This is a genomic window from Streptomyces sodiiphilus, from assembly GCF_039529215.1.
GTDB lineage: Bacteria > Actinomycetota > Actinomycetes > Streptomycetales > Streptomycetaceae > Streptomyces > Streptomyces sodiiphilus.
The window spans coordinates 35,426-60,833 of the sequence record NZ_BAAAMJ010000043.1 but is presented as its reverse complement, the minus strand read 5'-3'; the positions used below and the strand labels follow the sequence as shown (position 1 = coordinate 60,833).

Here is a 25,408-nt window from a genome sequence, read left to right as displayed (position 1 = left end):
GCGGCGCTGCCGTCGGCCTTCTCAGCCCGTTTCCCGCCAGGAGCACACGTCTCATGAGCACTTCGCCCGCCGCGTCCCCCGATTCCTCCTCCGTGGCCGCCGGGGTACGCCCGCCGACGCCCGTCACCGCCGCCACCGTCCGCCAGCGGCCCTCCGGCATGCCGGTCCACAAGTACGCCCCCTTCGAGGGCGTGGACCTGCCGGACCGCGCCTGGCCGTCCCGGCGCATCACCCGGGCCCCGCGCTGGCTGTCCACCGACCTGCGGGACGGCAACCAGGCCCTGATCGACCCGATGTCCCCCGCCCGCAAGCGCGCCATGTTCGACCTGCTGGTACGGATGGGCTACAAGGAGATCGAGGTCGGTTTCCCCGCCTCCGGGCAGACCGACTTCGACTTCGTCCGCTCCATCATCGAGGACGACGCGATCCCCGAGGACGTGACGATCTCCGTCCTGACCCAGGCCCGTGAGGAACTGATCGAGCGGACCGTGGAGTCCCTGGCCGGCGCCCACCGGGCGACCGTCCACCTGTACAACGCCACCGCCCCGGTGTTCCGCCGGGTGGTCTTCCGGGGCAGCCGGGAGCAGGTCCGGCAGATCGCGGTGGACGGCACCCGGATGGTGATGGACTACGCGGCGAAGCTGCTGGACGACCGGACGGTGTTCGGCTACCAGTACAGCCCGGAGATCTTCACCGACACCGAGCTGGACTTCGCCCTGGAGGTCTGCGAGAGCGTGATGGACGTCTGGCAGCCGGAGGCCGGCCGCGAGATCATCCTGAACCTGCCGGCGACCGTCGAGCGCTCCACGCCCTCCACCCACGCCGACCGCTTCGAGTGGATGTCGCGGAACCTGTCGCGCCGTGAGCACGTGTGCCTGTCCGCGCACCCGCACAACGACCGGGGCACCGCGGTCGCCGCCGCCGAGCTGGCGCTGATGGCGGGCGCCGACCGGGTGGAGGGCTGCCTGTTCGGCCAGGGCGAGCGCACCGGCAACGTGGACCTGGTGACGCTGGGCATGAACCTGTTCTCCCAGGGCGTCGACCCGCAGATCGACTTCTCGCAGATCGACGAGGTGCGCCGCACCTGGGAGTACTGCAACCAGATGGAGGTGCACCCGCGCCACCCGTACGTGGGTGACCTGGTCTACACGTCCTTCTCCGGCTCCCACCAGGACGCCATCAAGAAGGGCTTCGAGGCGCTGGCGGCCGAGGCGGCCGAGCGCGGCGTGAGCGTGGACGACGTCCGCTGGGAGATGCCCTACCTGCCGATCGACCCCAAGGACGTGGGCCGCACCTACGAGGCGGTCATCCGGGTCAACTCGCAGTCGGGCAAGGGCGGTATCGCCTACGTGCTGAAGAGCGACCACGCGCTGGACCTGCCCCGGCGGATGCAGGTGGAGTTCTCCAGGATCATCCAGGACAAGACCGACGCCGAGGGCGGCGAGGTCACCCCGGCGCAGATCTGGGAGATCTTCAGCCACGAGTATCTGCCGACCCCCGAGCACCGCTGGGGCCGCATCGCGCTGCGCTCCGCCCAGACCAGCACCGCCGACGGCGGCCACGACGTGCTCACCGTCGACGCGGTGGTGGACGGCCGCGACACCACGCTGACCGGCACCGGCAACGGCCCGATCGCCGCCTTCTTCGACGCGCTGGCCGGCGCCGGGGTCATCGACGACGAGGTCCGGCTGCTGGACTACGTCGAGCACACCATGAGCGAGGGCGCCGGGGCCAAGGCCGCCGCGTACATCGAGTGCGCGGTCGGCGACCGGGTGCTGTGGGGCGTGGGCATCGACGCCAACATCGTCCGGGCCTCGCTGCAGGCGGTCGTCTCCGCCGTGAACCGCGCCGCCCGCTGACACCGCCATACGACGGGAGGCCGTCGCTCGCGCCGGACCCCCGGGCCCCGGGCCCGGCGCGCTCCGGCCCCGCAGCCCCCGGCCGGCGTGCGCCGGAGCGCACCCGGGGCGCACCCGGAGCGCCCGCCCTTCCCTTTCCGGTCCCGGTTTGTCCCGCCGGGGTGCTGACGGCACCGGTCCCCTGTGGTTAACATCACGCCACGCATGGGGACCGGAGCTATCGGAGGTACGGCGTGGTGCACTCCCGGAGCCAGGGCGGCCGGAAGCTGAGAGTCGCAGGCATCCGCACCGCATGGCGGGTGGTCGGTGACGGGGAGTTCTACTGCCCCGGCTGCGGGGGCGACCGCTGCTACCAGCAGCTCGCCGGCAGACGCAGGCTGGCCGTCCTGGGGGTGCCGCTGCTGTCGCGCGGCGCCGCGGACCCGGTGGCGGAGTGCGCCTCCTGCCGCGACCACTTCCCGGTCGCCGCCCTGGCCCAGCCCACGACCGTCCGGCTGGCAGCACTGCTGCGGGACGCCGTCCACGCCATCGCCCTGGCCCTGCTGGCCGCGGGCGGCGACGAGTCGGGCCCGGCCCTGGAGACGGCCGTGGACACCGTCCGCGGCGCCGGCTTCCCCGACTGCTCGGAGGACCAGCTGCTGACGCTGCTCGCGGCCCTGAAGGCCGGCGGCCCCGCGGAGCCGGAGCAGGAGCTGCGCGCCTGCCTGACCCCGCTGGCCCCGCACCTGGCGGGCCCGGGCAGGGAGAACCTCCTCCTGGAGGGCGCCCGCATCGCCCTCACCAACGGCCACTACAGCGACGCCGAGCGCGACATGCTCTCCGTCATCGGCGGCTCACTGGGCCTTGCCCCCGAGGAGACCGACCGCCTCCTCACCGCCGCCATGCCCACCTGACGCGCTCCCCGGCTCCCTGCCCCGTGGGGTGAGCCGGGGCTCACGGCTTCAGCCCTTCTCAACCCACACACGAAAGACTCCCAGGCGGCTACCGGAATCAGGAGCACCGGGCCACCGGGCCGCTTGCTGTCCCGCACCGGCACCGCCCCGCCGACGCGCACGGCGACCTCGACGCAATCGCCGCCGGCGGGGTTGCTGCGAGTGGACTTGCGCCACCCGGTGAGCGGAAGAGCCGACATCGGAACTCTCATGAGCAGCTCTCCATTGCCTCGTTGACTCCTGTGGGTGATTCTGACCCTGTCCGGCTGCCCGGACGGGCACTGGCTGGAGCGGGGTGGCAGGCGCGGGATCGGGCCCTGATACCGCGGGGTGATGGGCGGAACAGGGCCCGGTCGCGGGACCCGGTGCCGTAGGCCAGCCCCGGTGCCGTGCGGGGTGCGGGGGGGTCAGAAGCCCAGTTTGCGGAGCTGCTTGGGGTCGCGCTGCCAGTCCTTGGCGACCTTGACGTGGAGGTCGAGGAAGACGGGGGTGCCGAGCAGCGCCTCGATGTGCTTGCGGGACGTGGTGCCGACGTCCTTGAGGCGCTTGCCCTTGGGCCCGATGACGATGCCCTTCTGGCTGGAGCGTTCGACGAACAGGTTGGCGTGGATGTCCAGCAGCGGCTTGTCCGCCGGGCGGTCCTCGCGGGGCAGCATCTCCTCGACCACGACGGCGATGGAGTGCGGCAGTTCGTCGCGGACGCCCTCCAGGGCGGCCTCCCGGATCAGCTCGGCGATCATGACCTGCTCGGGTTCGTCGGTGAGGTCGCCCTCGGGGTAGAGCGGCGGGCTCTCCGGGAGCATCGGCACCAGCAGGTCGGCCAGCAGTCCGACCTGGCTGCCCCCGGTGGCCGAGACGGGGACGATCTCGGCCCATTCGATGCCCAGTTCCTTCCCGAGCCGGTCCACCGCGATCAGCTGTTCGGCCAGGGCCTCGGAGTCCACCAGGTCGGTCTTGGTGACGATGGCGACCTTGGGGGTGCGCTTGATGCCGGCCAGTTCCTTGGCGATGAAGCGGTCGCCTGGGCCCACCTTCTGGTCGGCGGGCAGACAGAAACCGATGACGTCGACCTCGGCCCATGTGGTGCGGACCACGTCGTTGAGGCGCTCACCGAGCAGGGTGCGCGGCTTGTGCAGGCCGGGGGTGTCCACCAGTACCAGCTGGGCGTCGGGCCGGTGCACGATGCCGCGCACGGTGTGCCGGGTGGTCTGCGGACGGGTGGAGGTGATCGCGACCTTCGTCCCCACCAGCGCGTTGGTCAGGGTGGACTTGCCCGCGTTGGGGCGGCCGACGAAGCAGGCGAAGCCCGCGCGGTGGGCGGACGGGCCGGAGGAAGGATCGCTCATGGCGACCATTCTCCCCGACCGCGGGGCCGCTCACTGCCGCCGGTCCTCCGGCTGCCCGCGGAAGCGGGCGGCCGGGGCCGCCTCAGCCGGGGGTGACGGTGGTGCGCAGGCCGCCGTCGGGGCCGGCGAGCAGGACCGGGGTGGCCGGGCCGCCGAGGTCGCGGACGGCGGCCAGGTCGTGCTGCGGCAGGGCCTCGGCCTCCGAGACCACGGCTGCCGCCTCCAGGGACTTCGCGCCGCTGGCCACGGCCATGGCGACGGCGGTCTGCAGGGCGCTCAGCGGCAGCGAGTCCAGGGCGACCGTGCCGGCGACGTAGGTGCGGCCGGTCTCGTCGCGCACGGCGGCGCCCTCGGGCACCCCGTTGCGGGCGCGGGCGCTGCGCGCCAGCGTGATGATCTTCTTGTCCTCGGGGTCCATGGGGGCAGCGTCAGTCATGGGCATGAGCTTAAGGCCCGGTCCCGGGGAAGCGCCGGGTCGTACGCGGAGCGGCCTCACCGCCCGGAGCGGCGCGGCTCCCGGGTCACAGGTCCACGGAGTCCGGCTGGTCGGGGGCGGGGGTGGGCACGATGCCGTCGAGGACCTGCTGGAGCCGTTCCACGGCCCGCACGGCCAGCGGCTCCACGCGCTCGCTCTCGACGTCCTCCCGCCCGGCCTGGGCGACGCGCACGGTGTGCGACCCGACCCGGGAGATCACCACGTCGGCGACGACCGGAGTGGTCGCCTCGCCCTCCAGCACCCGGTGGAAGCGGACGGCGACGCTGTCGTCACCGAGCCCTTTCATCTCCAGTTCCTCCGCCTCGTAGCCGACCATCACGGCATGCCGGCCGGTGCCCTCGCGGGCGCGGAAGGACTCGCACTCCCCGGCGGCCTCCCGCAGGTCCTCCAGGACCTCGCGGGCCTGTTCCGGGCCGGCGTGCGCCTCGGTGGACGTGGTGACGAAGGGGCCGCTGCTGGAGCGGGCGAACTGGGCCCTCGCGGCGAGACCGGACGCGCTCTCGAACAGTTCCCGGCAGTGGTCCTCGACCGGGCTGGGGACTCCGATGCCGCGCCGCTCGGCGGTCTTGTCGCTGTCGGTCGCCCAGCCCGGCGGGAAGTCGGTGACCTCCAGCAGTGCCTGGCGCAGCCCGCGCTCGTCCAGCGGCTCCGCGGCCGCGGAGGGGACGCCGAGGGCCAGCAGACCCGCCATCCCCGTGGCGACGGCCGTCCTCCACAGATGTCGGTGCATACCTCCATCAAGACATCCCGCGGCGGCATCCGCCACCGCGGCCGCCCGGCACGGCTCAGTGGTCGGCGCGGTCCCGGTCGCCGGCCTCGACGCGCACCGGCTCGACGAGCACGGTGACGATCTTGTTGCGGCGGCCCGCCGCCGACTCGGCGGTCAGCCGCAGCGCGGCCAGGGACGGGTCGGCGGGGTCGGCGCTCAGATCGACCTCGGCGGTGGCCCCGGCGATCGGCACCCGGCCCAGCTCCTTGGCCAGCAGACCGCCCACCGTCTCCACGTCCTCGTCCTCCAGGTCGATCCCGAAGATCTCCCCGAGGTCGCCCAGGTCGAGCCGGGCGGTGACCCGGTACCGGCCCTCCCCGAGCTCCTCCACCGGCGGCAGCTCGGTGTCGTACTCGTCGGTGATCTCGCCGACGATCTCCTCCAGGATGTCCTCGATGGTCACGATGCCGGCCGTGCCGCCGTACTCGTCGATGGCCACCGCGACGTGGATGTGGTCGCGCTGCATCTCGCGCAGCAGGTCGCCGGCGTTCTTGGTGTCCGGGACGAAGGTCGCCGGACGGGCGGCGGTCTCCACCAGCTCGGACTCGGCCTCACGGCTGATGTGGACCTTCCGGGCCAGGTCCTTGAGGTAGACGATGCCGACGATGTCGTCGTCGTTCTCGCCGGTGACCGGGATGCGGGAGAAGCCCGAGCGCAGCGCGAGGGTGAGAGCCTGGCGGATCGTCTTGTCCCGGGCCACCGACACCAGGTCGGTGCGCGGGACCATCACCTCACGCACCAGGGTGTCGCCCAGTTCGAACACCGAGTGCACCATGCGGCGCTCGTCGTCCTCGATCAGCTGCTCCTGCTCGGCCAGGTCCACCAGGGCCCGCAGTTCCGCCTCGGAGGCGAAGGGCCCCTTGGAGAAGCCCTTCCCCGGGGTGAGCACGTTGCCGATGATGATCAGCAGCTGGGTGAGAGGGCCCAGCACCCGGGCCATGGGCAGCAGCACGTAGGCCGCGGCGATGGCCGTGTTGACCGGGTGCTGACGGCCGATGGTACGCGGCGAGACGCCGACGGCGACGAACGAGACCAGCACCATCACGCCGAAGGCGACGGTGAGCGCCTGCCAGGGCTCCTCGAAGGTGCGCAGGCAGGCGTAGGCGACCAGCACGGCGGCGGCCATCTCGGCGGCGACCCGCAGCAGCAGCGCGAGGTTCAGGTAACGGGTCGGGTCGGCGGCCACCGCCTCCAGCTTGTCCGCGCCGCGCCGGCCCGCCCGCACCGCCTCGTCGGCCCGGAAGCTGGTGGTGCGGGCCAGCCCGGCCTCCGCGCAGGACGCCAGCCAGGCCACCACAACAAGCGCGACGGCCGCGGTGACCAGCGAGGCACTCATGCCGTCGTCGGGGCCGGGGACGGTCCCGACAGGCCGCGCTCGGCGCGCCAGCCGTCCACGATGGCCTTCTGCAGACCGAACATCTCCGCCTTCTCGGCCGGTTCCTCATGGTCGTAGCCGAGCAGGTGCAGCACCCCGTGCACGGTGAGCAGCTGGAGCTCGTCGTCCATCGAGTGCGCGGTGGGAGCCTGTTCGCCCTGGGTCCTGGCGACCTCCGGGCACAGCACGATGTCCCCGAGCAGCCCCTGGTCGGGCTCCTCGTCGTCCCTCGCGGGCGGACGCAGCTCGTCCATCGGGAAGGACATGACATCGGTCGGCCCGGGCAGATCCATCCAGGTCAGGTGAAGCTGTTCCATCGCCGCGGCGTCCACCGCGATGACCGACAGCTCCGAGAGCGGATGGATCCGCATCCGGGCCAGCGCGTAGCGCGCGATGTCGAGTACGGCCTGCTCATCGAAGTCCAGGCCGGACTCGTTGTTGACCTCGATCGCCATAATGCAGATCGGCTACTTTCCGTTACCGTCGCCGCGGCCCCCGGTGCGGCCGTCGTAGCGTTCGTAGGCATCGACGATACGGCCCACCAGCTTGTGCCGTACCACGTCGGTGCTCGTGAGCCGGGAGAAGTGGACGTCCTCCACGCCCTCCAGGATCTCCTGCACCTGCCGCAGCCCGCTCCGGCTGCCGCCGGGGAGGTCGACCTGGGTGACGTCCCCGGTGATGACGATCTTGGAGTCGAAGCCGAGCCGGGTCAGGAACATCTTCATCTGTTCGGGGCTGGTGTTCTGGGCCTCGTCCAGGATGATGAAGGCGTCGTTCAGCGTCCGCCCGCGCATGTAGGCCAGCGGCGCGACCTCGATGGTGCCCGCCGCCATCAGGCGCGGGATGGAGTCGGGGTCGAGCATGTCGTGCAGCGCGTCGTACAGCGGGCGCAGGTAGGGGTCGATCTTCTCGTAGAGGGTGCCGGGCAGGAAGCCCAGCCGCTCTCCGGCCTCGACCGCGGGGCGGGTGAGGATGATGCGGTTGACCTGCTTGGACTGGAGCGCCTGGACCGCCTTGGCCATCGCCAGATACGTCTTGCCGGTACCGGCCGGGCCGATCCCGAACACGATGGTGTGCTTGTCGATGGCGTCGACGTAGCGCTTCTGGTTCAGCGTCTTGGGGCGGATGGTCCGGCCGCGGTTGGACAGGATGTTCTGGGTGAGCACCTGCGCCGGCGTCTCGCCGCCCGGCCCGTCCTCCTCGCGGAGCATGGCGATCGAACGCTCGACGGCGTCCTCCGTCATCGGCTGCCCGGTGCGCAGCACGAGCATCATCTCGTCGAACAGGCGCTGCACGAGGGCGACCTCGTGGGCCGCGCCGGTGGCGCTGATCTCGTTGCCGCGGACGTGGATGTCGGTCCCGGGAAAGGCGTCCTCGATGACGCGCAGCAGCGCGTCCCCGGATCCCAGCACGGTGACCATCGGGTGCTTGGCCGGCACGGTGAACCGGGCGGTCTCCTGCGTCTGGGGGGCCGTCGCCTGGTGTGTGGGTGTCTGGGTCATGGGCGGCCGCTGCGGGCCTGTCATCCCTCTCTGCTCTGCACGCTTGCGTACCCCCAAGAGTACGCGGTCGAACCGACCGGGCCGTAGAGAATAACGCTGAGCCACCGCCCGGCGCGAGGGCCCGGACGGTCACCACGGAAGGCGCGGGGCGGGAAGGCCTCAGCCGCCCTGCCCCGTACCTCCCTGCGGGCCGGCGATGCCGGGCCCCGCGTCGCCCGCCTCCGCGGGGGCGGCGCTGACGCCGGGGAGGGCGTGGACGCCGGGGATGCCGAACGGCCCGTGGTCGCGGAAGCCGAGGGTGGGGACGGCGCGCCGCAGGGGCCAGGAGCGGGTGCAGCCCGGCAGCAGGGTCTCCAGGAACGCGTAGCGGGCCAGGGGGTGGCCGGGCGGGGCGGGCGAGCCGGGGACACACGGCCGCACGTGGTTCCACCACGCGGCGATCTCCACCCAGCCCGGCGCGGAGAGCGAGCCGCCGAACTCCTGGACCGACAGGGCGGCGGTCAGCCCGGCCAGCGCGAGCCGGTCCGCCAGCGGCCAGCCCGCCAGGGTGCCGGTCACCAGCCCGGCCATGAAGACGTCCCCGGCTCCGGTGGTGTCCAGGGCCTCGACGGCGATGCCCGGCACCTCGGCCGTCTCCCCGGTGGCGGCGTCCACCGCGCACGCGCCGTCGGCCCCCATCGTGACGACGGCCAGCGGCACCCGGTCGGCCAGGACCCGGGCGGCGGCGCGCGGGCAGTCGGTGCGGGTGTAGCGCATCGCCTCCTCGGCGTTGGGCGCGAACGCGTCGGCGTGCTCCAGGCCGGGCAGCTCGTCCAGCTCCCACCGGCCGGTCTCGTCCCAGCCGACTCCGGCGAAGACCAGGCTGCCGCGGCGCGCCATGGCCCCGATCCAGTCCTGGTAGTGCCCGGGCGCCAGCGACGCCACGCACGACCGGGCCGGCGGGGGGCCGTAGGCGGCCGAGGGCGCGTGGCCGGGCACCGGCGCCTCGTGCCCGTGCGAGATCATCGTCCGTTCGCCGTCGTAGGCCAGGGATACGGTGACCGGGGAATGCCAGCCGGGTACGGTGCGGGACTGCGACAGGTCGATGCCCTCACCGTCCTCCAACGTCTCCCAGCAGTACTCGCCGTACTTGTCGTCGCCGAAGGCGGCGGCCAGGCTGGTGTGCAGGCCGAGCCGGGCCAGGGCGGTGGCCATGTTCGCCACCCCGCCGGGGCTGGAGCCCATCCCGCGGGCCCATGTCTCGCTGCCGCGCACCGGGGCGCTGTCCAGCCCGGTGAAGATGATGTCGAGGAAGACGGTTCCGGTCAGGAACACGTCGCACTCGGGGTCCCCCTCGGCGCGCACGGCGGCCAGCGGGTCGAGCCGGCCCTCGGCCGTCCCGTCGCGGGCCGCGGCCCGCGGGTCGTTGTCGGTCGTCACTTCGCTCCCGTTCCGGATTCGCTTCCTACGGTACGTTCCCCTTCATGAGGCTCACGATCATCGGAGGCGGCGGGTTCCGTGTCCCCCTGGTATACCGGGCGCTGCTGGAGGATGCCCAGACGGAGGCTCCCGGCAGATGCACCGAGGTGACGCTGTACGACACCGATCCGCGGCGGCTGCGGGTGATCAGCGCGGTGCTCTCGGCGCAGGCCGCCGGGGTGGCGCGGGCTCCCGCGGTGCGGGTGGCCACCCGGCTGGAGGACGCGCTGCGCGGCACCGACTTCGTGTTCTGCGCGATCCGGGTGGGCGGTACGGCGGGCCGGGTGCGGGACGAGCGGGTGCCGCTGGAGGCCGGCGTGCTGGGTCAGGAGACGGTCGGCGCGGGCGGGGTGCTCTACGGGCTGCGGACGGTCCCGGTCGCCCTGGAGATCGCCCGCCGGGTACGGGAGACGGCACCGGAGGCCTGGGTCATCAACTTCACCAACCCGGCCGGGATGGTGACGGAGGCGATGTCCCGGGTGCTGGGGCGCCGGGTCATCGGCATCTGCGACTCCCCGGTGGGGCTGGTGCGCCGGGCGGCGCGGGCCGTGGGGGCCGATCCGGAGGCCGTCTCGGCCGACTACCTGGGGCTCAACCATCTGGGCTGGCTGCGGTCGCTGACCCGCAACGGCAAGGATCTGCTGCCGGACCTGCTGGAGGACGACGCCGCGCTGGAGTCCTTCGAGGAGGGGCGGCTGTTCGGGCCGGAGTGGCTGCGGGCGCTGGGCGCGCTGCCCAACGAATATCTGCACTACTACTACTTCCGCCGGGAGACGCTGGCGGCGGTGGCCGCCGCGGAGCGCACCCGTGGGGAGTTCCTGCAGCGGCAGCAGGACGGCTTCTTCGCGGAGGCCGCCGAGGACCCGCTGCGCGCCCCGGAGCTGTGGGAGCGCACGTGGCGGGAGCGCGAGGAGACGTATCTGGCGGACAACCGCGCCGCCGGCAGCGGCGGCGCGGCCGCGGCCCCCGGGGAGGTCCCGGAGCGGGACGCCTGCGATCTGGAGGGCGGCGGCTACGACCGGGTGGCGCTGGAGCTGATGCGGGCGATCGCCGGGAACCGCCGCACCCGGCTCATCCTCAACGTGCGCAACTGCGGCACCGTCCCGGCGCTGCCGGACACGGCGGTCATCGAGACCGTCTGCGAGGTGGGCTCGCACGGCGCCTACCCGGTGCCCTGTGTGTCCCCCGGGCCGGCCGAGCTGGGTCTGATGCTCCAGGTGAAGGCGGTGGAGCGGGCCACCATCGAGGCGGCCACCACGGGGTCGCGCGCGGCGGCGCTGCGTGCCCTGGCCCTGCATCCGCTGGTGGACTCCCCCGCCGTCGCCTCCCGCATCCTGGCCGGCGCCGGCCGCTGAGCCGGCCGGCCGCGAGGGCCCCGGGGCCGGTGCGCGGGACGCCCCCGGGCACCGGCCGTCAGCGTGGGACGGGCCGGGCCCGGGGCGGGACGGGGACGCGCATCAGGTCGTCGGCCACGGTCAGTTCACCGGCGAACCCCGCCGCCCGGGCCTGCCGGGCGAAGGACTCCGGGTCCTCGTAGCGCTGCGAGAAGTGGGTGAGCACCAGGTGCCGCACGCCGCACTCGGCCGCCACCCGGCCGGCCTGGCCGGCCGTCAGGTGGCCGTAGGAGGCGGCCAGCGAGGCGTCCTCGTCCAGGAAGGTCGATTCGATGACCAGCAGGTCGCACCCCTGGGCCAGTGCGTGGACACCCTCGCACAGCCGGGTGTCCATCACGAACGCGAAGCGCTGGCCGGGCCGTGGTTCGCTGACCTGCTCCAGGGTCACCCCGCGCAGCGTTCCCTCCCGCTGCAGCCGCCCGACGTCCGGGCCCTCGATGCCGTGCTCGGCCAGCCGCTCCGGCAGTATCCGGCGGGAGTCCGGTTCGGCCAGGCGGTAGCCGTAGGTCTCCACCGGGTGCGACAACCGGTGCGCGGAGAGCGTGAAGGCGCCGGTGACGGCCAGGACACCGTCGCCGCGCACCGGCTCCTCGCGCAGCCGTACCGTCTCCCGGTAGGAGGTCGCGCGGCGCAGCCGGTCGAAGTACTCCTGCCCGCCTGCGGGGTAATGGGCGGTGACCGGGTGCGGCACCCGGTCGAGGTTGATCCGCTGGATCACCCCGGGCAGGCCGAGCGCGTGGTCGCCGTGGAAGTGCGTGACGCACAGCCGGGTGAGGGCATGCGCGGACACCCCTGCCCTCAGCATCTGCCGCTGGGTGCCCTCACCGGGGTCGAAGAGGATGCCCTCGGTGTCCCACCGCAGCAGGTACCCGTTGTGGTTGCGGCGCCGGGTCGGGACCTGGCTGGCGGTGCCGAGCACCACCAGCTCCCTCACGGACACCGGCCCTCAGCCCGGAGGCCATTCGAGGCCGCGGCCGCCCAGGACGTGCGCGTGGACGTGGAAGACGGTCTGGCCCGCTCCGGCACCGGTGTTCAGGACGATCCGGTAGGCGCCGAGTTCCTCCTGCTCCGCGACCGCACCGGCGCCGGCGAGCAGGTCGGCGGCGAGCCGGGGATCGGCGGCGGCCAGCGAGGCGGCGTCGCGGTAGTGCGCCCGGGGGATGACCAGGATGTGGGTGGGCGCCTGCGGGTTGATGTCCCGGAAGGCGACGGTCGTCCCGGTCTCCCGCACCACGTCGGCCGGGACCTCACCGGCAACGATCTTGCAGAACAGGCAGTCCGCCTGTGGTTCTCCCGCCATCGCCTGGCTCTCTCCTCCGGTCCGTCGCAGCAGTACGCCCCGGATGCTACCCGTTGCCCCGGGCACCCCCGGGGACTGTCCCGGCAGGGATGGCGGGGCAGCCCATAGGATCCGGCGCATGTGGGGAGAGCGAATCCGCGAGGGTGGGGCCAGGCAGGTGAGCGCCGCGGGGGCGGCGGTGTTCAGGATGGCGTTCGGCGTCGCCATGACCGTGAACGCGATGCTGTACCTGCCGTATCTGATGCGCGACCACTACCTGGCGGCCTCCTTCCACTTCGGCTATCCGCCCTTCCTCTTCGTCCGGCCGCTGCCGGACGCCGGGATGTACGCGGTGTACGCGATGATGGGTGTGCTCGGGCTGACGATCGCCGCGGGGCTGTGGTACCGCTGGTCGTGCGCGGCCTTCTTCGTACTCACGACGTACGTCTTCCTGCTCGATTCGTCGTACTACCAGAACCACGAGTATCTGATCTCGCTGCTGTCGTTCCTGATGATCTGGCTGCCGCTGCACCGGATGTGGTCGCTGGACGCGCGGTGGCGGCCCGCCGTGGCCTCGCCGACGGTGCCGGCCTGGGTGATGTGGCTGCTGCGCTTCCAGATCGGGGTGCCGTACTTCTTCGGGGGCGTCGCCAAGCTCAACTCCGACTGGCTGCGCGGCGAACCGCTGCGGATGTGGCTGGCCGAGCGCACCCATGTGCAGCTGATCGGACCGCTGTTCACCCACGAGCCCGTGGTGTGGTTCATGACCTACGGCTCGCTGGTGTTCGACCTGGTGGTGGTCGGCTTCCTGCTGCACCCGCGGACCCGGCCGTACGCGTTCGCGGTGGCCCTGTGCTTCCACCTGCTCAACGCGCGGCTGTTCGGGTTGTACGTCTTCCCGTGGCTGATGATCGCGGCGACCACCGTGTTCTTCCGGCCCGACTGGCCGCTGCGCGCGGCGGCCCGGCTGCGCCGGCTCCGTGAGCGGGCCACGCGGGGGGCGGCTAAGGGCGCGGAAGCCGGCGCCCGGGGGGCACCGCCGGTGCCCGCGGCCGGCGGGGCCCGTCCCGTGCTGATGGCCCCGCTGACCGTGGCCGCGCTCGGGGCGTGGGCGGCGGTGCAGGTGGTGCTGCCGCTGCGGCACTTCGCCGTGCCCTCCACCGTGAACTGGTCGGAGGAGGGCCACCGCTTCGCCTGGCACATGATGCTGCGCACGAAGCAGGGCAGCGCGGAGTTCACCCTCTCCGACGGTGAGCGCGCCTGGCGGGTGGATGTCTCCGAGTACCTGACGCCGGAGCAGCAGCGGCTGATGGCCGGGCACCCGGAGCGGATCGCCCTGTTCGCCCGGCACCTGTCACAGCTGCACGGGGGCGCGGAGGTGCGGGTGGCCACGTCCGTCTCGCTCAACGGGCGGGCCCCGGCGATGCTGGTGGACCCGTTCACCGACATGGCGTCGGTGCCCGTGCCGTGGCGGGGCGCCGCCGACTGGATCCTTCCCCTGGAGGAGCCGCTGCGCCGCGACTGACCGCCGGAGGGCACCCGCTGCGGGCGGGCCCCGTGGAGGGGCCGCCCGCAGCGGGGCCGGTCAGCGCTCCGGCAGTTCGGGCGGGGCCGCCGCGGGGGAGGCGGCGAGGGCCTGGAGGACCACCCGCAGCGCCTCCCCGAGCTGCGGGTCGCGGCCCGCGGCCCAGTCCTGCGGGGTCCGCACGACCTCGATGTCCGGTTCCACGCCGTAGTTCTCCACACCCCAGTCGAAGCCGCGCAGCCAGGTCGCGTACTTCGGCTGGGTGACGCCGGTGCCGTCCACCAGGTCGTACCGCATGTCGATGCCGATCACGCCGCCCCAGGTACGGGTTCCCACGACCGGGCCGAGTCCCAGGGCCCGGACCCCGGCGGTGACGATGTCCCCGTCGGACCCGGAGAACTCGTTGGCGACCACCACGATCGGGCCGCGCGGGGCGTCCGACGGGTAGGTGTCCGGCTCCTCCCCGCGCGGGAGGTTCCAGCCGATGACCCGGCGGGCCAGCTTCTCCAGGACCAGCTGCGAGAGATGGCCGCCGCGGTTGCCGCGCACGTCGACGACCACCCCGTCGCGGCCGATCTCGGTGTGCAGGTCGCGGTGGAGCTGGGCCCAGCCGCTGCCGATCATGTCGGGGATGTGCAGGTAGCCCAGCCGCCCGCCGGAACGCTCGTGGACGGTGGCGCGGCACCCGGCGACCCAGGCCTGGTAGCGCAGGGCCTCCTCGTCGGCCAGCGGGACCACCACCGGGTGGCGGACACCGGAGCCGTCGGCCGGTTCCACCGTGAGTTCGACGGCCCGTTCGGCGGCTCCGGCCAGCAGCGGTGCCGGGCCGGTCACCGGGTCGACCGGGCGTCCGTCCACGGCCAGCAGCACGTCACCGGCCCGGACCGCGACGCCCGGGGCGGCCAGCGGCGAGCGGGCCTCGGGGTCGGAGGACTCCGACGGCAGCACCCGGTCCACCCGCCAGCGGCCTTCCGCGTCGCGGGAGAGGTCGGCGCCCAGCATGCCCTGCCGCAGGCCGTCGGGGGCGCGGTGGGCGTGCGGCATGACGTAGGCGTGCGAGGTGTCGAGCTCGCCCTGCACCTCCCAGACCAGGTCGACGAGGTCGTCGTGGGTGGCCACCCGGTCCAGGACCGGCCGGTAGCGGTCCAGCACCGCGTCCCAGTCGGTGCCGCCCATGTCGGCGCGCCAGAAGTTGTCCCGCATCAGCCGGCCGGCCTCGTCGTACATCTGCCGCCACTCGGCGGTGGGGTCCACCATCAGCCGGATGCGCGACAGGTCGAGCGTGACGCCGCGCTCGTCGCTGTCCCCCTGCGGCCTGGCCTGGTACGGGCCGCCCTCGGCGGGGACCAGGCGCAGCCCGGAGCGGGTGTGCAGCAGCACCTGCCGGCCGTCCCCGCTGACCTCGAAGCCGCTGACCTCGCGGGCCAGTTCGGCGGAACGCCGCTTGGCCAGGTCGTAGCGCTGCACGGAGGTGGCGGGGCCCTCGCCGGGGGCGGCGGCGGTGCCCAGGGCGCCGGTCAGCGGGTGCCGCAGCCAGAGCACTCCGTCGGCATAGGCCCGCAGCCCGCTGTAGCGGCCGGCCTCCACGGGGAACGGCACGACCCGCTCGGCCAGCCCGTCGAGATCCACCCGGCTGGCCGGTGGCGCGGCGGCGGCCGCCGCGGGGCCCTGTTCCTGCCCGTCCCGGCCTTCCGGCCCGTCCTCTCCGGTGGCCGTGCCGCCGGTGCCGGAGGCCTCGTCCCGGTCCGCGGCGCTGTCCACCGGGCGTCCGTGCCGCTGCGGGCCGAACGGCGAGGGGGTGTCCGCGGCGAGCGTCAGCAGGTGCGGCCGGCAGGCGGCGGTGAACGACAGGTCGAAGACGTGTGCGTCGTACACCGGGTCGAAGACCCGCTCGGACAGGAAGGCCAGGTGCTTGCCGTCGGTGGTGAAGGCGGGCGAGAGGTCGCGGAAGCGCAGCGGGGTGGCCTCGCTCACGGTGCCGGTGGTCAGGTCCGCGAGGCGCAGCTGGCGCAGCGGCCGGGTGCCGGGGTGGGACCAGGCCAGCCAGCGGGAGTCCGGGGAGAAGGCCAGGCCGTCGGCGTCGCCGTGAGTGCTGCGGTCCAGTTCGCTCACCTGCCCGTCGGCGAGGCCGACGAGCAGCACGCGCCCGTCGTGGGACGCCACGGCCGCGCGGCTGCCGTCCGGGGCGACCTGGAGTTCCAGCACCCGGCCGAGCAGGCCATGGGCCAGCAGGCGCGGCGGGGAGCCGGTCGTGCCGTCCGCGGGGGCGAGGGCGAGCGCGTCGTCCCCCTCGGCGTCGGTGACCCACAGCACCTGCTGGTCACCGTTCGCCGGGCCTCCGTCGCCGTCGGCCGGGGCGCGGAAGACCCGGGGCAGCCGGGCGCGCACGCCGGGCTCGGCGGCCAGGGCACGGACCGGTCCGTCGCGGTGGGTGACCCAGTGCACGGTGCCGCGGGTCTCCACGGCGCTGGCCCGGCCGGTGCGGTCCGGGCAGGCGGTGCCGAGGTGGGCGGCGGCGTTCACCGGGTGCGGCTGCCGGGCGGCGCGTGGGCCGCCGAGGCGGACCTCCAGCGGGCGGGGGCCGGAGCCGGAGTCCAGGTCGTCCAGGCACCACAGCTCGCCGCGGCAGGCGTACACGACGCGGGTGCCGTCGCCGGTGGCCTGCCGGGCGTAGCCGTCGTCCACCGGGGTGTGCCGGCGCAGACCGGTGCCGTCGGGCATCGAGGAGTACAGCGCTCCGGTGCCCTCGTGGTCGGAGAGGAAGGCGATGCGCTCGCCCACCCACATGGGGCATTCGAGGTTGCCGTCGAGGTTCTCGTGCAGGCGCCGGAAGGTGCCCGAGCCGTCCGGGTCGATCCACAGCTTGCCGGCGGTGCCGCCCCGGTAGCGCTTCCAGCGCGCGGCGTCCCGGCCGCGGCTCATCGTGGCGGACAGCAGCAGCACGGCCGGGCCGGGGCCGAAGGCCACCGCGCCCACCGGTCCGTAGGGCAGCAGCCGGGCGGGGCCGCCGTCCAGCGGGACGGCGCGTGCCCAGGTCTCGCGGATGGACGGGCGGTCGTGCGCGCCGGTGGCCAGGACCTCGGGCGTCCCGTCGGGCCCCGGCGGCAGCCAGCCGCGCACCGCCGTCTCGGTGCCTCCCCAGTAGGTCAGCCGGCGCGAGGGGCCGCCGTCGGCGGGAGCGACGTGCACCTCCGGGGCGCCGTCGCGGCTCGAACCCCAGGCGACCAGGGTGCCGTCCGGGGAGAGCCGGGGATGGGCGACGGGCGCCTGGTCGGCGCTGATCCGCCAGGCACGGCCGCCTGCCAGCGGCGCCGCCCAGACGTCGTCCTCGGCGGTGAAGGTGAGCAGCTCACCCGCGACATGCGGAAATCGGAGATACGAAGGCGAAGTCACCCGCGCCAGCCTACGAAGCGCAGTCGCTCCGGTACAGAGGGGGATCCCGGGAGCGCCACCGCGTTTGACACGATAAACGACATATCACCTGATAACGTTCGGTCAGTTTCGTACGGCGGACGATGAAGGACGCGCGCACATGCCCCCTCAGCCACGCGAGCAATGGGCGACCCGCGCCGGGTTCCTCCTGGCGGCCATCGGCTCGGCCATCGGGCTCGGCAACATCTGGCGCTTTCCCGCCGTCACGTACGAGAACGGCGGCGGGGCGTTCCTCCTGCCCTACCTGGTCGCCCTGCTCACCGCGGGAATCCCGGTGCTGATCCTGGAGTACACCCTGGGCCGCAAGTACCGCTCCTCGCCGCCCGCGGCGTTCCGTCAGCTGTCCCGGCCCGCCGAGGCCATCGGCTGGTGGCAGGTCGTCATCTGCTTCGTCATCGCCACCTACTACGCCGTGATCATCGCCTGGGCCGTGCGGTACGTCGGCTTCTCGGTGGGACAGCAGTGGGGCGACGAACCCGACAGCTTCCTCTTCGGGACCTTCCTGCGGGCCGCCGACAGCCCCGGCTCGTTCGCCGACTACCTTCCCTGGGGCGCCAGTTACGTGCCCGGTGCGGTCTGGCCGCTGGTCGCGGTGTGGGTCGTGGTGCTGGCGGTGCTCGCCCTCGGGGTCCGGCGCGGCATCGAGCGGGCCAACACCGTCTTCATCCCGCTGCTGGTCGTCTTCTTCCTCGTCCTGGTGGTGCGCGCGGTCACCCTGGAGGGTGCCGCCACGGGCCTGGACGCGCTCTTCGCACCCGACTGGGACTCGCTGACCACCGGCAGTGTCTGGGTCGCCGCCTACGGACAGATCTTCTTCTCGCTGTCCATCGGCTTCGGCATCATGATCACTTACGCCTCCTATCTGCGGCGGCGCGCCGACCTGACCGGTTCGGCGCTGGTCGCCGCCTTCGGCAACAGCTCCTTCGAGATCCTCGCGGGCATCGGGGTCTTCGCCACGCTCGGCTTCATGGCCGTCTCCGCCGGCACCGCCGTGGACGAGGTGGCGACCTCCGGCCTGGGACTGGCCTTCGTCGCCTTCCCGCAGGTCATCTCCGAGATGCCGATGGGCACCCTGTTCGGCGCGCTGTTCTTCGCCTCGCTGGTGGTCGCCGGTCTTTCCTCGCTGATCAGCATCGTCCAGGTGGTGGTGTCCTCGGTGCAGGACCGCCTCGGCCTGCGCCGGCTGCCGGCCGTGCTGTCCGTCGGCGGCCTGATCGCCGTGGTGTCCGTGGCCCTGTTCCCCACCGACGGCGGCATCTACCTGCTGGACGCCTCCGACCACTTCATCAACCAGTACGGCATCGCGCTGGCAGCGCTTGTCGCGGTGATCGTCGTCGCCTGGGTGCTGCGCCGGCTGCCGGTCCTGCAGCGCAACGCCGACGCCACCTCCGCGGTCCCGCTGGGCTGGTGGTGGCGGCTGTGCCTGGGCCTGATCACCCCGCTCGTGCTCGGCTGGATGATGATCGACAGCCTGGTGTCGGAGTTCGACGACAACTACGAGGGGTACCCCTCCTCGTTCCTGTCCTGGTCGGGCTGGGGGGTCGCCGCCGGCGCGCTGGTGCTGGGCATCCTGTTCTCCCTCATCCCCTGGCGGAACGCTCCCGCCCCCGGCCCCGAGGACCTCCTCGACGAGGCCCGGCACGACAAGAACGCACCGAAGAGGAGCAACGGCTGATGTCCACCGGAGCCGTCATCATGATGATCGTCGCCGTCGGCATCGTGTGGGGCGGGCTGATCGCCGCCCTCCTGCGGCTGCGCCGCCACCCCGACCCGCACGCCGAGGACTTCTGACGCCGCCGGCCCCCCGCTCAGCCCCAGCGGCCGGTCCGGCCGAGCACCAGCGCGGCCGCCGCGGTGCCCGCGGTGGAAGTCCGCAGCACCGAGGGCCCCAGCCGGCACGGCCGGGCGCCGGCCTCCTCGAACGCCTCCAGCTCCTGCGGGGACACACCACCCTCCGGACCGACCACCAGTACGATGCCGCCGTCCGCCGGAAGCACCACGGTGGCCAGCGGCTCACCGCCGGCCTCGTGCAGCACCCCGGCGAACGACGCGCCCGCCAGCAGACCGGCCACCTCCTCGGTGGTCATCGGCCCGGTGATCCGGGGGAAACGCAGCCGACGCGCCTGCTTGCCCGCCTCCCGGGCGGTGCTGCGCCACTTGGCCAGGGACTTCTCCCCCCGCTCGCCCCTCCAGCGGGTGACGCAGCGGGACGCGGACCAGGGCACGATGGTGTCCACCCCGGTCTCGGTCATCGTCTCCACGGCCAGCTCCCCGCGGTCCCCCTTGGCGAGCGCCTGCACGACGGTGACCGAGGGGCGCGGTTCGGGTTCCCGCCGCACCTCGGTGACCTCGACCGACAACCGGTCCCTGCCCTCCACGGCGGCCACCGTCCCGAAGACTCCGGTGCCCTCGCCGTCGGTCAGCACGATCTCCTCGCCGGCCCGCAGTCGCCGCACCGACACCGCGTGCCGGCCCTCGGCGCCGGAGAGCACCGGCACCGCGCCCGGCCGCAGCCCGGCCAGCTCCCCGTGCACGAACACCGGCGCCGTCACACCGCGCTCCCGCACCGGCCGGCGCCGCCGGCCTCACTCGTCACTGTCCGCGCTCCCGCGCCCCGCCCGGCCGTCACCGGCCGTTGAAGGCGTCCTTGAGCCGGGAGAAAAGGCCCTGCTGGCCCGGCTGGAACTGGCCCAGCGGGCGCTCCTCGCCCCGCAGCTCGGCCAGCCGGCGCAGCAGTTCCTCCTGCTCCGCGTCCAGCTTCGACGGGGTCTGCACCTCGACATGGATCACCAGGTCGCCGCGGCCGTTGCCACGCAGGTGCGTGACGCCGCGGCCGTGCAGCGGGATGGACTGGCCGGACTGGGTGCCGGGCCGGATGTCCACCTCCTCCACCCCGTCGAGCGTCTCCAGCGGCACCTTGGTGCCCAGGGCCGCGGCCGTCATCGGGACCGTGACCGTGCAGTGCAGATCGTCGCCGCGCCGCTGGAACATCGCGTGCGGGGTCTCGTGGATCTCCACGTAGAGGTCGCCGGCCGGGCCGCCGCCGGGGCCCACCTCGCCCTCGCCCGCCAGCTGGATGCGGGTGCCGTTGTCCACACCGGCCGGGATCTTCACCGTCAGCTTGCGACGGGAGCGGACCCGGCCGTCGCCGGCGCACTCCGGGCAGGGGGTGGGCACCACAGTGCCGAAGCCCTGGCACTGCGGGCAGGGCCGGGAGGTCATGACCTGGCCCAGGAAGGACCGGGTGACCTGGGAGACCTCGCCCCGGCCGCGGCACATGTCACAGGTCTGCGCGGAGGTACCCGGAGCGGCGCCCTCGCCGTTGCAGGTGTTGCAGACCGTGGCCGTGTCGACCTGGATCTCCTTGGTCGTGCCGAAGGCGGCCTCGTTGAGGTCGATCTCCAGCCGGATCATGGCGTCCTGGCCACGCCGGGTGCGCGACTTCGGCCCGCGCTGGGCAGCGGTGCCGAAGAAGGCGTCCATGATGTCCGAGAAGTTGCCGAAGCCGCCGCCGAACCCGGGACCGGCGCCCGCCGCGGCGCCCCCCATCGGGTCCCCGCCCAGGTCGTACATCTGTTTCTTCTGCGGGTCGGAGAGCACCTCGTAGGCGGTGTTGATCTCCTTGAACCGCTCCTGGGTCTTCGGGTCCGGATTCACATCCGGGTGCAGCTCCCTGGCCAGCCGGCGGAACGCCTTCTTGATTTCGTCCTGCGAGGCATCACGCTGAACGCCCAGGACCGCGTAGTAGTCCGTCGCCACCTAGTTCTCCGCGAGGATCTGTCCGACGTACCGTGCCACTGCGCGCACCGCTCCCATCGTTCCGGGGTAGTCCATGCGGGTCGGACCCACCACACCGAGCTTCGCGACCGCCTCGTCCCCAGAACCGTAGCCGACAGCGACAACCGATGTGGACGTCAGCCCTTCATGGGCATTCTCGTGCCCGATTCGTACCATCATGCCGGGGTCCTTCGCCTCCCCCAGCAGCTTCAGCAGCACCACCTGCTCCTCCAGTGCCTCCAGCACCGGCCGGATGGTGAGCGGGAAGTCCTGCCCGAAGCGGGTCAGATTGGCGGTGCCGCCGATCATCAGCCGCTCCTCGGTCTCCTCCACGAGGGTCTCCAGCAGCGTGGACAGCACGCTGGAGACGGTGCCGCGGTCCTCCGCGTCGAAGGACTCCGGCAGGTCCTGCACCAGCTGCGGGACCTCCGTGAAACGCTCGCCGACCACCCGGCTGTTGAGCCTGGCGCGAAGATCGGCCAGCGAGGACTCGCCGAAGGGCGCCGGGCAGTCCACCATCCGCTGCTCCACCCGGCCGGTGTCCGTGATCAGCACCAGCATCAGCCGGGCCGGGGCCAGCGAGAGAAGCTCCACATGGCGCACCGTGGAGCGGGTCAGCGAGGGGTACTGCACGACCGCGACCTGCCGGGTCAGCTGGGCCAGCAGCCGGACGGTGCGGCCCACCACGTCGTCGAGGTCCACCGCGCCGTCGAGGAAGTTCTGGATGGCCCGCCGCTCCGGCGAGGAGAGCGGCTTGACCCCGGCCAGCTTGTCCACGAAGAGCCGGTAGCCCTTGTCCGTGGGCACCCGCCCGGCGCTGGTGTGCGGCTGGGCGATGTACCCCTCCTCCTCCAGCGCCGCCATGTCGTTGCGCACGGTGGCCGGAGAGACCCGGAGGTTGTGCCGCTCGGTCAGCGCCTTGGAACCCACCGGTTCCTCGGTGCCCACGTAGTCCTGGACGATCGCCCGCAACACCTGGAGCCTGCGTTCGCTCAGCATGCCGCGCACCTCCCGTCCGGCCGTGTCGGTCGTTCCCGCACTGGCACTCCGGATTGGCGAGTGCCAGCTTCCGGACCAGTGTACGGCCGGGTAGCACCGGTACGGAATGACTGGTGGCCCCGAAGGTACCGCGCGCGGGCCCGCCGCAGGAGGCGCCGGGGGTGTGGTACGGCTAACGTCGCCCGCATGGAGACCACGTGGGAAGAGCTCGCACCCGGAGTACTGCGCCTGCGGCTGCCGGGCTGGGACGAGACGGTCGGAGCGGTCGCGGGCCCCGAGGGGGTGCTCGTCGTCGACGCGGGCCCGACCCTGGACGAGGGGGAACGCGTCCGCCTGGACCTGCGCCGGCGGCTGGGGCTCCCGGTCACCCACGTGGTGATCACCCACCCGCACTTCGACCATGTGCTGGGAGTCGGCGCGTTCCCGGGCGCCGAGGTGTACGGAGCCGCGGGGCTGTCGGAACTGCTCGCCCGGGACCGGCCCCTGCTGGTGGAGGACGCCGTCCGGTACGGCGTGGACCGGCGGGCCGCGCAGGAGGCCGCCGACGCGATGATCCTGCCGCGGCACGGGGTCAGCGGGGAGGTGACGCTGGACCTGGGCGGCGGCCGGGAGGTGATGCTGGCCAACCTGGGCCCGGCGCACACGGCCCACGACGTGGCGGTGCTGGTCCCCGGACTCGGGGGCATGACCCCGGAAGTGGTGTTCTGCGGCGACCTGGTGGAGGAGTCCGGCGAGCCCCAGACCGGGCCCGACGCCCACCTGTCGTGGTGGCCCGCGGCGCTGGACCGGCTGCTGGACCTGGGCGGGCCGGACGCCCGGTACGTGCCGGGGCACGGCGCGGTGGTGGACGCCGGCTTCGTCCGGGCCCAGCGGGATGCCCTGGCGGCCCGGGCGGCGGCGGAAGGCCAGGCCGCGCCGGGCCCGGGGTCCGCCGGGGGCGCGGCCTGAGCCTGGGTCACAATGGCAGCCATGCGCAGCAGGCGATACAGCTCCGACCTGACGCCGCCGTGGAAGCGGCAGGCACCCGTGCCCGAGGTACCGGCCGAGCCGGACCTGGTGGTGGAGGAGGTCTCCACCGGTTTCTGCGGGGCGGTGATCCGCTGCGAGAAGACCGCCCAGGGCCCCACGGTCACCCTGGAGGACCGGTTCGGCAAGCACCGGGTCTTCCCCATGGAGCCCCGGGGCTTCCTGCTGGAGGGGAAGGTCGTCACCCTGGTGCGCCCCCGTCCGGCTGCGCCCGCCGCCGCGCGCGGCCCGGCGCGCACCGCCTCGGGCTCGGTGGCGGTGCCCGGCGCGCGGGCGCGGGTGGCCCGCGCCGGGCGCATCTATGTGGAGGGGCGCCACGACGCCGAGCTGGTCGAGAAGGTGTGGGGCGACGACCTGCGCATCGAGGGCGTGGTGGTGGAGTACCTGGAGGGCATTGACGACCTGCCGGCCGTGGTGCGCGACTTCTCCCCCTCCCCCGATGCCCGGCTCGGGGTGCTGGTGGACCATCTGGTGCCCGGCTCCAAGGAGTCCCGCATCGCCGCACAGGTCACCCACCCGGACGTCCTGGTCGTCGGTCACCCGTTCATCGACATCTGGGAGGCGGTCAAGCCCTCCGCGGCCGGCATCGACCGGTGGCCGCGCGTCCCGCACGGCCAGGACTGGAAGCGGGGGGTCTGCCGGGCCCTGGGCTGGCCGGAGAACACCGGCGCGGCCTGGCAGCACATCCTCGGCCGCGTGCACAGCTTCCGCGACCTGGACCCCGGGCTGCTGGGCCCGGTGGAGCACCTGATCGATCACGTCACGGTCGGCTCGCCGGCCGGCCCGTAGCGGCGGGCGGGGACCGGACCGGGCCGGCAAGGCCGGGGCCGCAGGGGGCGGGCGCCGGGGAAACCGCGGGCTGCGGCGACAATGGCCCCATGCCCTCCGCACTCCCCGACGGCGAGGCCGTGCCCGACGACGGCGCGCTGCCCGCGTCCGCCCTGGCCGGCGCCGCCGACCGCCCGCTCGCCTTCTACCTGCACGTCCCGTTCTGCGCCACCCGCTGCGGCTACTGCGACTTCAACACCTACACCGCGAGCGAGCTGCGCGGCCCCGGCGGCGCGGCGGCCTCCCGGGAGAACTACGCCCGGGTGCTGACCGAGGAGGTGCGGCTGGCCCGCACGGTGCTGGGCGACGACCCCCGCGCGGTGCGCACGGTCTTCGTCGGAGGCGGCACCCCGACCCTGCTTCCGCCGGACGACCTGGCGCTGATGCTGGACGCGGTGCGGCAGGAGTTCGGGCTGGCGGACGACGCCGAGATCACCACCGAGGCCAACCCGGAGTCAGTGGACGCGGCGTCCCTGGAACGGCTGCGGGCCGCGGGCTTCAACCGGATCTCCTTCGGCATGCAGAGCGCCCGGCAGCACGTGCTGCGGGTCCTGGAGCGCACGCACACCCCTGGCCGCCCCGAGGCGTGCGTGGCCGAGGCGCGGGCGGCGGGCTTCACGCACGTCAACCTGGACCTGATCTACGGCACTCCCGGGGAGAGCGACGCCGACTGGCGGGCCACGCTGGAGGCGGCGACCGGCGCGGGCCCCGATCACATCTCGGCGTACTCGCTGATCGTGGAGGAGGGCACCCGGCTGGCGCAGCAGATCCGCCGCGGCGAGGTGCCGATGACGGACGAGGACGTGCACGCCGACCGATACCTGATCGCCGAGGAGACGCTCTCGGCCGCCGGCTTCACCTGGTACGAGGTGTCGAACTGGGCGTCCTCGCCGGCCGGGCGCTGCCTGCACAACGAGCTGTACTGGACGGGCGCGGACTGGTGGGGGGCCGGGCCGGGGGCGCACAGCCACGTGGGCGGCGTCCGCTGGTGGAACGTGAAGCACCCCGGGGCGTACGCCCAGGCGCTGGCGGCGGGCCGGTCCCCCGGGGCCGGCCGGGAGCGGCTCACTCCGGAGGACATCCGGGTGGAGCGGATCCTGCTGGAGCTGCGCCGGGCCGAGGGCTGTGAGCTGTCCCTGCTGACCCCGGCCGGCCTGCGGGCGGCCCGGCAGGCGCGGGACGACGGGCTGCTGGCGGCCGGTCCGCACGCCGGGGGCCAGGCCGTTCTCACCCTGCGCGGCCGGCTGCTGGCCGACGCGGTCACCCGGGATCTGACCGACTGAGCGCGCCCGGACACAGCGGACCGGGGCGGGCACCCGAGGGGTGCCCGCCCCGGCCGGACGAACTCTGGAGGGTCATTTTCCCGCACCGGCCGGCCCCGGCGGGGGAACGGTCACCTTGCGGCATCGCG

At 73.5% G+C, this 25,408-nt stretch carries 23 protein-coding genes; 9 read left to right on the top strand and 14 right to left on the bottom strand.

The window, feature by feature from the left end:
* Positions 1 to 53: 53 nt before the first annotated feature.
* Positions 54 to 1,859 carry a 2-isopropylmalate synthase gene (leuA, locus tag ABD299_RS18840; RefSeq protein WP_344263914.1) on the top strand — a complete coding sequence of 602 codons (1,806 nt, stop codon included), beginning with the start codon at positions 54 to 56 and terminating at the stop codon, positions 1,857 to 1,859.
* A gap of 233 nt (positions 1,860 to 2,092) precedes the next feature.
* On the top strand, positions 2,093 to 2,752 hold the full coding sequence (locus ABD299_RS18835; protein WP_344263912.1) for a TerB family tellurite resistance protein: 660 nt from the start codon (positions 2,093 to 2,095) through the stop codon (positions 2,750 to 2,752).
* Here ABD299_RS18835 and ABD299_RS18830 read toward each other — a convergent pair.
* The 8 genes from ABD299_RS18830 to ABD299_RS18795 form a co-directional block, all read right to left on the bottom strand.
* On the bottom strand, positions 2,650 to 2,991 hold the full coding sequence (locus tag ABD299_RS18830; protein WP_344263933.1) for a DUF397 domain-containing protein: 342 nt from the start codon (positions 2,989 to 2,991) through the stop codon (positions 2,650 to 2,652). The genes ABD299_RS18835 and ABD299_RS18830 overlap by 103 nt on opposite strands.
* Before the next feature lie 207 nt (positions 2,992 to 3,198).
* Positions 3,199 to 4,146, bottom strand: a complete 948-nt coding sequence (gene era, locus ABD299_RS18825; protein ID WP_344263910.1) for a GTPase Era — start codon at positions 4,144 to 4,146, stop codon at positions 3,199 to 3,201.
* 73 nt (positions 4,147 to 4,219) lie between these two features.
* Positions 4,220 to 4,573, bottom strand: a complete 354-nt coding sequence (locus tag ABD299_RS18820; protein ID WP_344263908.1) for a cytidine deaminase — start codon at positions 4,571 to 4,573, stop codon at positions 4,220 to 4,222.
* Between the two features lie 85 nt (positions 4,574 to 4,658).
* Positions 4,659 to 5,363: a hypothetical protein gene (locus ABD299_RS18815; protein WP_344263906.1), complete on the bottom strand. Its 705-nt coding sequence runs from the start codon at positions 5,361 to 5,363 to the stop codon at positions 4,659 to 4,661.
* 55 nt (positions 5,364 to 5,418) lie between these two features.
* Complete coding sequence (locus tag ABD299_RS18810) at positions 5,419 to 6,738, bottom strand: hemolysin family protein (RefSeq protein ID WP_344263904.1); 1,320 nt, start codon at positions 6,736 to 6,738, stop codon at positions 5,419 to 5,421.
* Positions 6,735 to 7,232, bottom strand: coding sequence for an rRNA maturation RNase YbeY (gene ybeY / locus ABD299_RS18805; RefSeq protein ID WP_344263902.1), 498 nt, complete (start codon positions 7,230 to 7,232; stop codon positions 6,735 to 6,737). Before ybeY ends, ABD299_RS18810 begins: the two co-directional genes overlap by 4 nt.
* 12 nt (positions 7,233 to 7,244) lie before the next feature.
* Positions 7,245 to 8,279, bottom strand: a complete 1,035-nt coding sequence (locus tag ABD299_RS18800; RefSeq protein WP_344263900.1) for a PhoH family protein — start codon at positions 8,277 to 8,279, stop codon at positions 7,245 to 7,247.
* 159 nt (positions 8,280 to 8,438) lie between these two features.
* Positions 8,439 to 9,698 carry a PfkB family carbohydrate kinase gene (locus ABD299_RS18795; RefSeq protein ID WP_425581368.1) on the bottom strand — a complete coding sequence of 420 codons (1,260 nt, stop codon included), beginning with the start codon at positions 9,696 to 9,698 and terminating at the stop codon, positions 8,439 to 8,441.
* Positions 9,699 to 9,742: 44 nt separating this feature from the next.
* Between ABD299_RS18795 and ABD299_RS18790 the strand changes: the two genes are divergently transcribed.
* The gene (locus tag ABD299_RS18790) at positions 9,743 to 11,092 is read left to right on the top strand and encodes a family 4 glycosyl hydrolase (RefSeq protein WP_344263898.1); all 1,350 of its coding nucleotides are present in this window, start codon (positions 9,743 to 9,745) and stop codon (positions 11,090 to 11,092) included.
* A gap of 58 nt (positions 11,093 to 11,150) precedes the next feature.
* Here ABD299_RS18790 and ABD299_RS18785 read toward each other — a convergent pair whose 3' ends face one another.
* Entirely contained in the window at positions 11,151 to 12,071 is a 921-nt protein-coding gene (locus tag ABD299_RS18785) for a ribonuclease Z (RefSeq protein ID WP_344263896.1), read from the bottom strand.
* 6 nt (positions 12,072 to 12,077) lie between these two features.
* On the bottom strand, positions 12,078 to 12,431 hold the full coding sequence (locus ABD299_RS18780) for a histidine triad nucleotide-binding protein (protein WP_344263894.1): 354 nt from the start codon (positions 12,429 to 12,431) through the stop codon (positions 12,078 to 12,080).
* Positions 12,432 to 12,549: 118 nt separating this feature from the next.
* Between ABD299_RS18780 and ABD299_RS18775 the strand changes: the two genes are divergently transcribed.
* Entirely contained in the window at positions 12,550 to 13,935 is a 1,386-nt protein-coding gene (locus ABD299_RS18775; RefSeq protein ID WP_344263892.1) for an HTTM domain-containing protein, read from the top strand.
* Between the two features lie 60 nt (positions 13,936 to 13,995).
* On the opposite strand, the gene ABD299_RS18770 is transcribed toward ABD299_RS18775, so the two are convergent.
* Positions 13,996 to 17,328 carry a S41 family peptidase gene (locus ABD299_RS18770; RefSeq protein WP_344263891.1) on the bottom strand — a complete coding sequence of 1,111 codons (3,333 nt, stop codon included), beginning with the start codon at positions 17,326 to 17,328 and terminating at the stop codon, positions 13,996 to 13,998.
* Between the two features lie 139 nt (positions 17,329 to 17,467).
* Here ABD299_RS18770 and ABD299_RS18765 point away from each other — a divergent pair, with 139 nt between their 5' ends.
* On the top strand, positions 17,468 to 19,042 hold the full coding sequence (locus tag ABD299_RS18765) for a sodium-dependent transporter (RefSeq protein ID WP_344263889.1): 1,575 nt from the start codon (positions 17,468 to 17,470) through the stop codon (positions 19,040 to 19,042).
* A complete protein-coding gene (locus ABD299_RS18760) occupies positions 19,042 to 19,158 on the top strand; it encodes a methionine/alanine import family NSS transporter small subunit (protein ID WP_344263887.1) in 117 nt (38 codons plus the stop codon). The genes ABD299_RS18765 and ABD299_RS18760 overlap by 1 nt, the downstream gene beginning before the upstream one ends.
* Positions 19,159 to 19,175: 17 nt before the next feature.
* Here the strand turns inward: ABD299_RS18760 and ABD299_RS18755 are convergent, their stop codons facing one another.
* The 3 genes from ABD299_RS18755 to hrcA all read right to left on the bottom strand — a co-directional run bounded on the left by ABD299_RS18755 (position 19,176) and on the right by hrcA (position 22,143).
* Positions 19,176 to 19,919 (bottom strand): 16S rRNA (uracil(1498)-N(3))-methyltransferase, encoded by a 744-nt coding sequence (locus ABD299_RS18755; protein ID WP_344263885.1) that lies wholly within the window; start codon positions 19,917 to 19,919, stop codon positions 19,176 to 19,178.
* 73 nt (positions 19,920 to 19,992) lie between these two features.
* Complete coding sequence (dnaJ, locus tag ABD299_RS18750) at positions 19,993 to 21,126, bottom strand: molecular chaperone DnaJ (protein WP_344263883.1); 1,134 nt, start codon at positions 21,124 to 21,126, stop codon at positions 19,993 to 19,995.
* Entirely contained in the window at positions 21,127 to 22,143 is a 1,017-nt protein-coding gene (gene hrcA, locus ABD299_RS18745; RefSeq protein WP_344263881.1) for a heat-inducible transcriptional repressor HrcA, read from the bottom strand.
* Between the two features lie 186 nt (positions 22,144 to 22,329).
* Here hrcA and ABD299_RS18740 point away from each other — a divergent pair, with 186 nt between their 5' ends.
* From ABD299_RS18740 to hemW, 3 genes are all read left to right on the top strand, one after another.
* Positions 22,330 to 23,091: an MBL fold metallo-hydrolase gene (locus ABD299_RS18740; RefSeq protein ID WP_344263880.1), complete on the top strand. Its 762-nt coding sequence runs from the start codon at positions 22,330 to 22,332 to the stop codon at positions 23,089 to 23,091.
* 21 nt (positions 23,092 to 23,112) lie between these two features.
* A complete protein-coding gene (locus ABD299_RS18735; protein ID WP_344263878.1) occupies positions 23,113 to 23,958 on the top strand; it encodes a DUF3097 domain-containing protein in 846 nt (281 codons plus the stop codon).
* An 89-nt stretch (positions 23,959 to 24,047) separates the two neighbouring features.
* On the top strand, positions 24,048 to 25,280 hold the full coding sequence (gene hemW / locus ABD299_RS18730; RefSeq protein WP_344263876.1) for a radical SAM family heme chaperone HemW: 1,233 nt from the start codon (positions 24,048 to 24,050) through the stop codon (positions 25,278 to 25,280).
* Positions 25,281 to 25,408: the final 128 nt, after the last annotated feature.